At 61.1% G+C, this 13,344-nt stretch carries 7 protein-coding genes; all 7 read right to left on the reverse strand.

The features are described 5' to 3' along the window. Nucleotides 1-24: 24 nt before the first annotated feature. A complete protein-coding gene (locus ABLE71_RS02220; protein WP_348781737.1) occupies nucleotides 25-5,937 on the reverse strand; it encodes a hypothetical protein in 5,913 nt (1,970 codons plus the stop codon). A gap of 276 nt (nucleotides 5,938-6,213) precedes the next feature. Further along, the gene (locus ABLE71_RS02225; protein WP_348781738.1) at nucleotides 6,214-8,880 is read right to left on the reverse strand and encodes a glycosyltransferase; all 2,667 of its coding nucleotides are present in this window, start codon (nucleotides 8,878-8,880) and stop codon (nucleotides 6,214-6,216) included. A 193-nt stretch (nucleotides 8,881-9,073) separates the two neighbouring features. Further along, nucleotides 9,074-9,700 carry an invasion associated locus B family protein gene (locus ABLE71_RS02230; protein ID WP_348781739.1) on the reverse strand — a complete coding sequence of 209 codons (627 nt, stop codon included), beginning with the start codon at nucleotides 9,698-9,700 and terminating at the stop codon, nucleotides 9,074-9,076. Between the two features lie 233 nt (nucleotides 9,701-9,933). Continuing rightward, complete coding sequence (locus ABLE71_RS02235; protein WP_348781740.1) at nucleotides 9,934-11,199, reverse strand: TRAP transporter large permease subunit; 1,266 nt, start codon at nucleotides 11,197-11,199, stop codon at nucleotides 9,934-9,936. Further along, nucleotides 11,196-11,711, reverse strand: a complete 516-nt coding sequence (locus ABLE71_RS02240; RefSeq protein WP_348781741.1) for a TRAP transporter small permease — start codon at nucleotides 11,709-11,711, stop codon at nucleotides 11,196-11,198. The genes ABLE71_RS02235 and ABLE71_RS02240 overlap by 4 nt, the downstream gene beginning before the upstream one ends. A 110-nt stretch (nucleotides 11,712-11,821) precedes the next feature. Continuing rightward, nucleotides 11,822-12,250, reverse strand: coding sequence for a cupin domain-containing protein (locus ABLE71_RS02245; RefSeq protein WP_348781742.1), 429 nt, complete (start codon nucleotides 12,248-12,250; stop codon nucleotides 11,822-11,824). Nucleotides 12,251-12,328: 78 nt separating this feature from the next. Then, nucleotides 12,329-13,330 carry a TRAP transporter substrate-binding protein DctP gene (dctP, locus tag ABLE71_RS02250; RefSeq protein WP_348781743.1) on the reverse strand — a complete coding sequence of 334 codons (1,002 nt, stop codon included), beginning with the start codon at nucleotides 13,328-13,330 and terminating at the stop codon, nucleotides 12,329-12,331. Nucleotides 13,331-13,344: the final 14 nt, after the last annotated feature.

Consider the following 13,344-nt stretch of genomic DNA (forward strand, 5'->3'; position numbering starts at 1 on the left):
CGAAAACCGCTGCCCTGCTTGGTCTCAGAAGGCGTAGCTGAGCTTGGCGATCCCGCTATGCAATTGGTTGTCGGATGAGAAACGGCCGTCATATTCGAGCCGCCCAGTCCAGCCCGAGACACCCAGTATATCAACACCGGCCCTGACATCCGCGTAGATATCGTCCGGATCCGTGGTCAGCGTCACTGTGCCGTCGCCAAGGCCGGGGAAGCCAGCCTCGACGTCGATCTCCGAGTCGGTGAGGAAGGTCACGCCGCCGCTCACGAACGGCCGGAAGAGAACGCCGTCCGGCTCTCCGAACTGGCCGCCGAGTTCGACCGAGAGTGAACCGCGGCCGACGACCTCATCGGTGCTTGATACCGTCTGGTTAGCAACGCCGGCTCCCGTCTCGGTATATCCTTCCGCCGAGACGAAGGTCGCGGCGGCCTCGGCCATCGGCTTGATATAGTAGGTGTTCATGTCGAACAGGTAGGCGGCCCGGCCTGTGATGGCGCCGTAGCCGATCGTGCGATCCGCTTCTGCATCCGCGACCACGGGAATGGTAAGGTGCCGCGTCGAGTCGATGTTGCCCACACCGCCGGTCAGCGCCGCGCCGACCAGCAGATTGTCGAACTGACCCTTGGCCACCAGGCCGAAATTGAAAAGATCGCGGTCGAGTTCGGCCGACGTGCCGGCATCGCTTTCGCCATGCTCGTATCCGAGGCCGAAGCCGAATGCCCAGTCGCCTTCGGCCTTGTACTGCGCCCCGCCGGAGATCGTAAATGCGTTATCGTCTATGTCTAACCCGCCGGAGCCTCCGTCGTGTTCGGCGGCGCGGCCGCTCACTGCAGCCCAGGCACAGCTGCCCTCGGCGATGTATTTGTAAGCTCCGTCACGCTGGCGGCAGGAGAAAAGATTGCTTGCGAAACTCTCGGCAGCCGAAAACGTAGCCATCACTCCGGCATTTGCCGCTTCAGGCGACAGCTGATTGAGCCCGTCCTTATAGGCCGCGAGATCGCCGATGTTGAGAAGTCCGAGGTAGAATGCTTCCTGCTCCGGCGTCAGCCCACCAGGAACCGTCTCCTCGAACAGGCTCTGAAAATAATCACCCAGCGTCGCCTGGTTGCCTGAGAGATTGCCGAAACCACCGAAGTCGATTGCGACGTTGATATCGACCGTGGTCGCAGTGGTGCTGACATCGACGCTAAGTGCGCCCTGCTCGGCGCCCACTATGCCGTTGTCGGTCACGGCGCCGTTCGAGTTGATGATCGTCGTCGGCCCAAATGGCCCGACGCTGGTGCCGAGATTGGTGACATAGGCCGCAACCTCGCCGCCGGCTCCCACATTGCCCGTCACGTCGAGATAGTCCGCCGTGCCCGCATCGAGATCGAGGTCGGCCAGGAAGACGCCGGTGCCGCTCTGGTTGAAATTTCCCTCAAGGACCGACGATCCGATCGTCATCTCGCCGAAGGGCGAAACCAGACCAAGATTGTTGAAGTCATTGCCTGCGCCGACCGAGGAGAATGCCTTGAAGTAGGTCGTGCCGCCGAACAGATTGTCGAAGCGGTTGGCGCCAGCTCCCAAATAGAAGTCGCCGTCGACCAGGCCGTAGTTGTAGACGATCTCGGCAGCGCTACCGCCACCGATGGTCTTGCCGCCATTGGCGTCGTTGATCTCGCCATAGTTGCTGAGAGTATTGGGACCGACTGCGTCGCCGAACTCCACCCCGAAGCTGGCGGCCGCATCGTCGCCGCCGGTCACCAGGCTTCCGGCGCGGACGAACACCTCCGAATACCCGTTGGGCGACAGAGCGAAGATCGCGTCGGAATCGCCGCCGGTTCCGTCCACATAGATGTGGCCGTCGACATCGATCTTGACATTGCCATTAGCCGACTGGCCGTGGATGGCTCGCTCGTTGCTGGAGGTCGTGGCGCTGCCGACATGGGTGATGGTCACGTCACTTTCGGCAATGGCGAAGATACCGTTGCGTGCTCCGGATGCGCTGCCGCTCGAATTGATGGTCGCAGTCCCGTTGGCCGACTGCGCGAAGATCGCATCGTTCTCTTCGGAGCTGGCATCGCCAGAATAGGTGACCGAAGCATTGCCATAAGAATTGGCGAACACGGCGACCTGGCGCGCCGAGACATCACCGATGCTGTCAATCGTGGCTGTGCCGGCACCTGCTGCGGCGGCCTGCACAAGAATGCCGAAGCCGATTTCGGCAGTCACGTCGCCGCGACTCCAGACGGATGCTGAACTGCCGGCATTGCCGAACGCAATCGACTGGATACCATGCTGGCGACCGTCCACCTCGCCGGTCAGGGTGACGCTCGACGACGCGCCGTTTCCATACGACAGGCTGTTGACGCCATTGCTGTTTTCGGACAGGACGTTCCCGACATGGATTATGGTTGCCGAGCCATTTCCACCAAAGGCCTGGAGCCCCTCCTGATAGGCATCGACCTTGCCGGACGACAGGATCGAAGCCGATCCGGCTAACGAATGCGCCTCTATGCCGCGCGAATTTTCGGACGTGACATCGCCTTCCTGCTCAACCGTCGCGGAATTTCCGGCGCCTCCCGCAAAGGCCAAGATGCCCTGCTGATAAGCTTCGATCTCGCCGATCGACCTGACAAAGGCATTGCCACCTGTCGTCGTCTGAGACTGAATGCCCATGCCGTTTTCGGAAGTTACGTCGCCGGTGGAATAAACGGTCGCGGCGCCGTTCGTCGTGAAGGCCTGAATCGCGGTTTCATAGGTGTCGACATCGCCGATCGATTCGATATAGGCCGCGCCGGGCGAGTTGTTGAGAGCGACGATGCCGCGGCCGCCGTTCGCTACCACATCGCCGGTCGAATAAACCTCGGCGTTGCCGGGGCCGTCGTTGAGCGCGAAGATGGCTTCGGCCGACGAAGTCGTGACATTGCCCTGCGAATGGATGATTGCGCCCGTCTCGCCCTGGGCGAAGAGGCCAATGTCGACGGAGGAGATGTCGCCTTCGGAATCGATCGAGGCGATGCCGTTTTCGCTGAACGCGTAGATGCCTCTCGAATTCAAGGACGTCACGTTGCCGATGCTCTCGACGGTCGCGTTGCCATCGGCTTGCGCGAACAGACCGAAGTTGGCTGCATTGACCGTGCCCTCGGAGATGATGGTGGCGATGCCGTTTTCGCTGAATGCGTAAATGCCCCTCGAGTTCGCGGAGGTGATATCGCCGAAACTTTCCACCCTGGCCTCGCCATCAGCCCTTGCCTGGATGGCCTCTGCGGGGCTCGTCACATCGCCCGTCTGGTTGACGATTGCGGTGTGGCCGGCGCCAAGAGCTTCCGCATAGATGCCGCGGTTGTTGGTTGATTCAACGTTGCCTTCATGCGTTATCGTCACGTTGCCGTCGTTGGCGACACCCGCAATGCCAGCGGCGACCGATTGGACGTCGCCATCCGCTTCGATGACCACATTGCCCTGGCCCGCGACCTGCCCCCATATGCCGGCCATGCCGGCGGTGACCTTGCCATCGATTGTGATGGAGGCGTCGCCCGTGCCAGCGACATAGGCCTGGACGCCATTGTGGGTCGTCGAGATGACGTCGCCCGTCTGGTCGACGGAAGCATCGCCATTATTGGCGTAGGCATAGATAGCGTCCTGGAACGCGCTCACTTTGCCATGCACGGTGATCGAGGCGTTGCCGGTGCCGCCCGCATGTGCGTGAACGCCATTGAGAAACTCGGAGGTAACGTCGCCGGTCTGGATCACGGTGGCGGCGCCGTCGCCGCTATAGGCATAGATGGCGTCGTTGATCGATGTCACCGTCCCCTGCGAATCGATGAACGCAAACCCCGGTCCGCTCGTCATCGCGAAAATCCCGCGATTGCCTCCCGAGACATCGCCGAGGCTGGTGATCGAGGCATTCCCGGTACTCGTGGAGGCGTGGAGGCCGTCATTCGAACCGCCCTGGACATCTCCGTTCGTCTCGATGGTCGCGCCGGTCGCACCCCGGGCGAAAATTCCCATATTGCCGCCGGTAACGTCGCCTATCGAATCGACACTCGCCGCGCCGCCGTTCGAAACGGCGTGGATACCGTCGTTGGTTTCGCCAAACACGTCACCACGACTTAACACGCTTGCCGCGTCGCCTGCGCCGAATGCCACCGCATGCAGTCCCATCCGTCTTGCGACGGTGTCACCGTAGACCTCTATTTCGGCACTGCCGCCTGTCGAGAAGGCATGCGCGCCGGTGCCCTCGCGAGAAGTTACGTCTCCGACATGCTTGATCGACGCGTCGCCCGATCCGGCGGTCACCTGGGCGAGAAGGCCGTGCGTGTAGGCGTCGACATCGCCCTTGGAATCGATCGTCGCGTTGCCGCCGTTGGTCGTGTTGTAGACACCCGCCTCGATGCCGGGCCCAAATTCCGAATAGACATCGCCGCGCACCGTGGCCGAGGCGTTGCCACCGTCGCCACCCACTACGAGCGCCTGCACGCCTGCGGTCTTGCCGGACGCATCGCCGTAAAGCTCGACCGTGGCGTTGCCTGTTCCGGTGTAGGCCTGGATGGCGAAGGCTGTCTCACTGGTGACATCGCCCCAATGCTTGACGGTCGCATCGCCCGAGTTCGTATAAGCGGTGATGCCGATCACCTGGGCGTCGACGTCACCCTCGCTGATGACGGACGCGCCTCCGGTGTTCGAATAGGCCACGATGCCGTTCGCATCCTGGACCGTGACGTCGCCATACTGCTCGACCGTGGCGCCCGTCGTACCTTGTGCATGAATGCCGTTCACCCGCGCGATTACGTCGCCTTCGGAATAGATGGAGGCCGTTCCGTTCGGGGTGATGGCTATGATACCACGCACGTTGGCATCCACGTCTCCGTGCGAGATGACTGTGGCGTTGCCTGCTACGGTGACGAGGGAAAAGATACCGTCGTTGCCATCGTTGTTCTCGTCGCCGGTGGTGACATCACCCCAACTGTCGATCGATGCGCCTGTAGCGCCGATCGCAAACAGACCCTGATTGGCGGCCTGAATGTCGCCGCGGGAGAAGATCGAGGCCGATCCGGTCTGGCTTTGCACGTTGATGGCGTCGATGTCGCGCGAAGTGACGTCGCCATAACTCTCCACCGAAGCCGCCCCGTTGGCCCGGACGAAGATCGCGCGGTCCTCGGCGTCGGTGTCGCCCACGCGCACGACCGTCACCGTCGCGCCCGCGCCCGTCGCCTCGGCGTCGATTGCGTCGCCGCTCGAGGTACGAATGTACCCTTCGCTGTCGATATCGATGGAACCGCTGGCCGACTGCGCGAAGATCGCCTGGTTTACCGAATCGATCCTGCCCACATGATCGATTTCGATGTTGCCGTCGGCAATCGCACTTATGCCCCGGTTCTGAGCTTGGCGAATCCTGCCCTCGTAATCGATTTCGATGCTGCCGCTCGGCGCATAGGCGTTGATGGCTGCTTCCGTCGAATTGTAGATGAGCCCCTCGGCGTCGATCGCAACGTCGCCGCCTGTCGAATGGGCGTTGATTCCACGGAAGGCGTCGAAGATGTCACCGTCGTGATTAATGGTCACATTGCCGGGGGCCACCCCCAGCACGCCATCGCCCTCTCCGGTGATCCAGATAGAGTCGCCGCCGAGGTTGCTGTTGATCTCGACGGTGGTGTCGCCGCTGAACAGAATCCCGTTTGTGTCGAAGTCCGGCGTAATGTCGCCATCAAGATCGAAAACATTGAGGACGGTAGAGGCTGCAGGGAAATCGTCGCCCGAAGCGATCCCTTCTGACTGGTCTCCGGTGCAGGTCGACGTCGCGCCTATGGTTTGACAGGCGTCCGGATCGGCGAAGGCGGGGCCAAAAACACCGAACAGCGCGCCCGCCAGTGCAGTTGTAGCTAGGAGACTGAGCTTTGGTGTTCTGTTGTTTGCCGCGCACGTAAAGAACACGCCGCGATTGAACTTCTTGGCCATGCGACCCCCGGAAAAAGAAAGCAGCTTGAAGTACCTAGCTCAACAGATCGCCCAACACCGAACGCAATGCTTGGTCAAATTGAATGCCGCGCCTCATTCCCGAATAGCGCAACCACAGGATATCGCGGGGTGCCGTTGGGGCAAGTCCACCGCTAGAAGTTTCGTTCCCGCGTTAGATTTTCCGCATGAATACCAGTGGACTGTTGCATTTGCGCATCAAAGTTGAACCACTAACTCCATACCCGACACGCAGCGTCGACGAATCGCGAGGGCCTTTCAGGTCTTGTTAACCGGAGGTATTGGCCTGCCAAGGCCCGAAAAATCGGCGCCTGCACCGGCAAATGCCGCCGCGGATGGAACGACATCAGGACGACCGAGACGCAGGCGGTTGTGGTCGGCATCGGATGCCAGAATATGGGCATCGGCGGCAAAGTCGAAATCTTGTCTCGCTATCACAGGCGATGATGCGGTGCCGGCCTGAGTCCCTCTCGAACCCATGACCCATCGATACAAGCGCCGAGGAAGACTTGCCTTGGGACGAACAGGGGTGAGGTCGGCTATTCTATAGCGGTAGCTGCGCGGCGACGTTTCACTGTCATTCGGATAAAGGATGCGCTCCTCGGCCACCTTTTCGATGCGAACAGTGCGCGAGCGGCTTTCCCCGTCTGCGCCGACGTTGACAACGAACGAGCCGCCGACGTTCAACGGCTGGAAGGCGATCATTGTTTCCGCAACCGAACTTCGACGATGTCCCTGCAGAATGACCGGCTGGAGGCTATGTGACTGACGCTCGGCGGCTCCGTCACTGCCGGTGGGGCTGGTGCGGGGCCACGCCAGGCCGGCCTCCTGCCATCCCACCGCCGCTTGAGAGCCTCGAAAGCGGAATAATCGTGCCAGTGCAGTGAACGGCGTCCCGAACTCGGCGCTGTGGTGTAGGAAGTCGCGGTGCCAGCTGACAGCGTAAAGACATGCTTCGATTTCGCGGCGCCGTTCCGGCCGGACGTCAATCGGCAGGAATGGATCGCCGGGCGAGCGCGGTTTCAGGAGGCGTACGCAAACTGGACCGGTGGGAAGAAATATCGTCGCAGCAAGAGGAAACCGGAAGCGATCCAGCCGCCGCCGCAGAGCGCGCGGAAAGCGAATCTCGGTACCGGACAGCCGCTCCGCGACGCCTAGAGCCTTACTTTCGCCGATCTGTATTTCCACCGGCACAAGGCAGCGGAATGCGTAGTCGTCACGCGAATGGCGCGCATTCCGAACGACTTTGAAGACGACGAATATCCCCCGCAGGGCGTTGATCAGCGCCCAGAATCCAGCAACGAGGACAAGGTCGAGTGTATAGCCGGTCGTAAGCGGCTGGAACCAGTCGATCGGCTTCGCCGGCACGGTAAACAAGGGCGGAGGTGGAGCTACGGCGACTGCGTCCGCGCCCCCAGCCGCGACATCCTGGCCAGGACTCACAAGGCCGACCGCGATTGCCTGGACTTCGCTGGCCAGCCAGTTCCATCGCGAGACGATAGCCTGACCGTCCGGAATTCGTTCCAGGAGCACGCCGATGAGGGGGCCGGTGGCGAAGTCGCCAGCTAGCCGCCATACCCCCAAAGTCAACGCGGTCAGACTGAGCACGATCACCGCCAGCTGCGGCGCCAACAGCGCCCAATCCACACGGCCCTTCACGTTCTTCCGGGAAGATCGCCAAACCAGCTTGTCCTTGAACAACGCCACCGACGAGATGATGTGGACCGGCCAGCGGATCATGGCGAAGATCTCGTTGGTCCAATAACGTGAGAACCCGCATCCGATCTCCTGCATGAGTGCATAGGTCCAGAGCGGAAAGCTCAGGACGACAAGCACATTGAAGACCGAGATGTCGAACGGCGCGATGCCGAATATCAGGGCGATACTCGGCACAAGAAAGACCAGCAATTGCTGCCATCCTTCGAGGTAGATCAGGCCGAGAAACAAATACGACAGGCGCTGGCCGATGGTCAGGCCTTTGCAGAAGAAGACGTTCTCGATGCGCAGGGCATGGATGTTGCCGTGTCCGTAGCGCTGTCTCGTGCGGTAGTAGTCGGCAAGATCCGCGGCCGCGATCCCATAGGCGATCGGCTCGTTGAGAAACGGCGCGCTGAAGCCTCGCTTGTGCAGCTTGAGCGAGGTGTGGACATCCTCGGTCACCGTCTCGGTCGGGAATCCACCGATCACATCGAGCGCGGAACGCCGGTAGACGACGGAAGTACCGGCGCACGACGCCGCGTCGAAGAAGTCGCGGCCCGGCTGGCTGATGTTGTAGAAGAATGATTGGTCGTGCCAGAGACCTCCGTTCTTCTCGTTGTTGGAATATTGCAGAGCATCGATGTTGAAATAGTCCTGCGGCGTCTGCACCATCGCCACTTTGGGATCGGTGAAGAAGCCCAGCGTCAAATCGAGCGCGTGCGGCTGCGGGATGTGGTCGGCGTCGAAAACGGCTACAAAATCGCCCTTTATCGCCTTCAGGGCGTGGTTCAGATTCCCGGCCTTCGCATGGTCGTTTGTCTGCCGCGCCAGATAGTGGCAACCGAGTTCCGTAGCCAAAGCGCGAAGCTCCGGTCGCTTCGCATCATCCAGAAGCCATGTCTCATGCGGATAGCGGATGGCGCATGCACCTTCCACGGTTCGTCGCACCATATCCAGCGGCTCCTTAAATACCGGAATAAGGACGTCGACCTTCAGGCCCGGCGGAGCGGGAACTGGCTCGCGATGGCGATAATTCCAGGAAACGAATACTGCAAGTACGCCGAGTACGACTGCGAACACGTCGGCGACAAAATACATGGTCGACAAAACCATGGCGTGTTCGTTGAAAATCGTCAGCCGCCAGGCAAGGTAGAGTAGAGAAGATAAAATATACGCGAGCCCCGCGATGCGCCGGATGTGCCTGCGCTTGGTGAAACGCTCTACCATTCGCGCGCTTTGCGACATCCCAGCCCCGAAGATAGTTCCCTTAGGTCATTCCACGAACGCGGCTTCGATCAATGCTGCAAGCGAAATGGTTTGAAGTTCATACAATTGAGCCTCGAATGTTGCCAAATTACAACTCGTGAGCGACCCCTAGCGAAGCCGCTTTCTTCGTTTGCCGATAGACACATCGAAGGCCTCAGAGTCCGAGGTCGGTGAGCGCCTTGTCGATGCCAGGGATGTCCACGGAGAACTGGACAATCTTCCCGTCGACGAGCGTTATGTCGATCTTGGCCTTCTTTGCCGTTTTCATTTGCCCGACAAGGCTGTTTGTAAGGTCCAGCGAGGCCTTACAACCTTTCTTCGTGCACGAAACATAGTCCGCCTTGACCGGTTTGCTCTCCTCGAACGCCACCGCTATGCCAGGCTGGATGCTCACATCGGTGGGGGTTAGAAACTCTGCAAGCGGCTTGCCCGCGGCGTTGCGGCCCATCAGCCAGACAAGAACAACGGCATTGTTCTGTTTGTTGATGACCCGGAAGCTCGCGCTGCACATCTTGGCGGGCGCAGCGCCGCCCTCATTGCAGGTCACCGTCCACCCCTCGTGAACGGTTGTTGTCGTGACGGTGGTTGAGGTGTTGCCTTCCGCGCTTTTGCGCGTTTCCTTGGCCGCAGCCTGCGCCACTTTCACCTCGGCGGGCCTATCCCGAACTGTTTCGGCAGGAGCAATCGAAGTGCCGAGCGCGCCTGAAATGGCAATGGCGCCCAGAGCAGCCACGCCCACCACTGCAGCCAAGAAAAGACGCCCCGACTTCGTGCCTCTCATCGACCATCCCCCTGAAACCATTGCCCTAGTCTAAGCGGGAGTTGGGGCGGAGTCTTGTCAAAATGAGTATCTGGGCAGAAGCGACACGCGCGAACATGATGCTTGATTTCAAACGTTTGGATACAGAAAATGCCTAACGCCTTGAGTTAGCTATCTTCGGGTTCCCTGATTTTATTGTAGCACTCGCGCCGCAAAAGCGGACGGAATCCATGGCCCCGCGACCCTCGATTTCCCTACCGACCTGCGAAATAGAGCGACAGTTGCGGAAACAGGATCGTGAGCAGTAGAACCAGCAGCATCAGGCCGATGAAGGGCATGACCGCGCGGCAGACCGTTCCGAAACTCTGCTTGAAGATCGTCGCCGCAATGATGACGTTGATGGCGACCGGCGGCATCACGTAGCCGATCTGCAGGTTGACGATCACGATGATGCCGAAGTGGACCGGGTCGAACCCGTAGGCGGCGCCGAGCGGCGCCAGCAGCGGCGCCAGGATCAGGATCGCCGAACTCTCGTCCATCAGCGCGCCCGCGATCAGAAGGAGCAGGTTGACCGCGATGAGCAGCGCCCATGCCGAACCTATATAGACCTGCGCCCACTCAAGCAGCGCCTGAGGCACCCCCTCATAGTCAAGGATGACATTGAAGCTGTTTGCGAAGGCGAGCAGCGGCATCAACCCTCCGAGCAGCTTCACGGTCTCGATGCCTATCTCGTAGATCTCCTCGAACCCGAGCTCACGGTGGATGATGACCTCGACCACAAGCGCGTAGAACAGCGATAGCGCCGCAGCCTCCGTGACGGTGAAATAACCCGTGTAGATTCCCGTCAGCAAGATCACCGGCATCATGATGGCCGTGATGCCGTGGCGAAGGGCGCTCGCCACTTCGCGGAAGTCAATCGGGGTGGTAGGCAGCCTTCGCTGGCGAATGATCGTGTATATCGACAGCACCGCCACCATCGCGAGGCCAGGTCCCCATCCCGCGCGGAACATGTCCGTGACCGAGGTTTCGGTCGAGAAGCCGTAGAGGATCATAAGGATGCTGGGTGGTATGATGATGCCGAGCGTGCCTCCGGAGGCGAGAACGCCAAGGGCATAGTGCACCCCGTATCCTCTGTTCACCAGCGCTGGAAACATCAGTCCGCCGATGGCCATCATGGTGACGATGCCCGAGCCCGAGATCGAGGAGAACATGGCAAGCGCCATGATCGTGCCGACACCGAGGCCGCCGGGCAACCGGCTCGTCAGGGCGGTCATGACCCGCACCAGGCGATTGGCGATGCTGCCGCGGGACATGATCACGCCGGCGAACATGAACATCGGTATCGAAAGCAGCACCTCCCGGTCGAGCGTGAACCAGAGGTCCTGGATCATGTACTCGGCCGAACTGTTGGTCGCCAGATAGACGTGTATCAGGCCGACGATGACAGCCAGCGTCAGAATGACGTTCTGACGCAGGAAGGTCAGCAGCAGGAACAGCGGAGCCAGGGAAGCGGCGATCATTGCACGATCTCCTGCTCTTGAGGACGCAGCGCCGGGAAGACAAAGAACAGGCCGTAGCGCAGCCCTCCCGAAATGAAGGCCCACACCAGGGCAAGCTGGAACGGCCAGACCACGATGCCCAGCGCCACGTCCGTCTCCGCAACCATGTAGGTCTGCCACACATAGTGGGCCGCGAACCAACCGAAGGCCGCGCAGATGGCAAAGGAGAGGAGGTCGGCGAACCGGCAGACAAGGGGCCGCCAGGCGGCCGGCGTGATGCCGTCGAAGATGGTCACGCGGATATGTGCGTTGGCTGCGACGCATACGCAGAAGCCGAACAGGGCGGCAAATGCCATTCCGTAGACGGCGACGCGCAGTGATCCGAAGAGGCTGGAAAACAGCACTTCGCGTGCGAAAATGTCCGCCAGCAGGGCCGCGGCGGTTACGAAAAGCGCCGCGACGGCTATCGCCTGCTCGGTCCGCGTCAGGAGGGCGAGAAAGGCTCCCGCCAGCTGTTGTGCGCGCAGCTTCATGTCCCCCCAAGGCGCCGAAAACGTGCTCGCCCTGCTACTGTCATGGCATCCGCCTGTCGGCGCGAACAGCAGCCACTATTCATGCCTCTGCCGGCGACCGGGGCCTTCGATCAGCCGCGACGATAGCCTTCGAGCACCTCGTCTGGAACATCGGCCAGGTTGATGACGATGTTGTCCGGCGTCCGGCAAGTCATCCAGACGAGTTCGTCGGTGACGCTCATGTTCACTTCGACATGCGGCATGTGCGGCGGCACGAAGACGAAGTCGCCCTCGGTCATATCGACGTACTCAACATAGTTCTCCCCGAAATAGATCCGGCCGCTGCCCTTGAGCACATATCCACCCGTTTCGGCCTCGCCGTGATGATGCGGAAGCGAGCGGAAGCCAGGCTCGTTGCTCACCTTGCCGAACCATATCTTCGTGGCCGGGGTGTGCTGCGGGCTGACACCGGAGATGCGGATAGCCCCGCCCGACTGCGCCGTGTTCCGGCTCTCGGCGTCCTTGCGGGTGACAACGGGCTTCAACGTCGATGCAGTCATGATTGCCTCTGATATCGTGGGAACCGGTGAGCCGCCCCCGGAGGGCGGGCTCATGATCGTATGGTAGTTCGGGCAGCTTCATCCGCCCGTCTTGGCGAACTCTTCCTTGCCTGCGGTGATCGCGTCGTAGAGACGCTGGGCTCCGGGGCCCATCTGCGACAGGAGTTCGGGAACCTTCTGTTCGATGTCGCCGCGCCAAGCGACCTCCTGCTCGTCGGTCAACTCGTGAAACGTGCCGCCAAGTTCCTCGTGCTTGGCGCGAGCGGCCGCGATATCGGCGGCGTACAGAGTGACAAGCTCCTCGGAGGTGGGCAGCGAGTCGGCGATGGCCTTGCGCTGATCGTTGGTCAGCCCGTCATAGAGCCGCTTGTTCATGAAATAGACCCACGCCGCGTGGAAATGATTGGTGTTGATGAAGTGTGGCGCGGACTTCTGGGCCGGCGTAGTGACATAGAATGGCAGAGGGATATCGGCGGCGCGAACCAGATTCTGCTCGAGGCCCGGCCACAGTTCGCTGAGCGGAAGCTGAACCGGATTGGCGCCGGTCTCGGACCAGAACAGGCGCGCCGCCGGCGTCGGCGAGACGCGAACCTTGACGTCCTTCAAGGACGCCGGTTCCTGGCAGTCGAACTGGCAGAAGACACCGTAGTAACCGGCGTCGCCGATCACGAGAAGCTGCAGCCCCTTCTCCGCGAGGATCTCGGTAAGCACCGGCTTGACATGCTTTTCCATGACGTAGTCGCGCTGCTTGTCGTTGTCCCACAGGAATGGGAACGCCAGCACGGAAGCGTCGGGAGCGGTTGCGCCCAGGCCCTGTCCGGAAGTCACGCCAACCTCGACACGGCCGCGGACGACCTGCTGGACCATTTCCTGCTCGTTGGCGATCGACTGGACGTGGACGGAAAAGCCGTCGCCGCCTGCCTGTGTCATGCCGGCCGCCACCATCTCGCCCATCCTCAGAAGGCCCGATCCCGGCGCGCCGACAGTACCCAGCTTCCACTGTTCCTGCGCGGCGGCATGGCCGAGCATCGCGGCCGACAAGGCGGCCACCAACAGGGCCGACTTCAACAAATTCATCATGCAATCCTCCCTAT

The organism is Mesorhizobium sp. KR9-304 (genome assembly GCF_040049215.1).
Classification (GTDB): domain Bacteria; phylum Pseudomonadota; class Alphaproteobacteria; order Rhizobiales; family Rhizobiaceae; genus Mesorhizobium_K.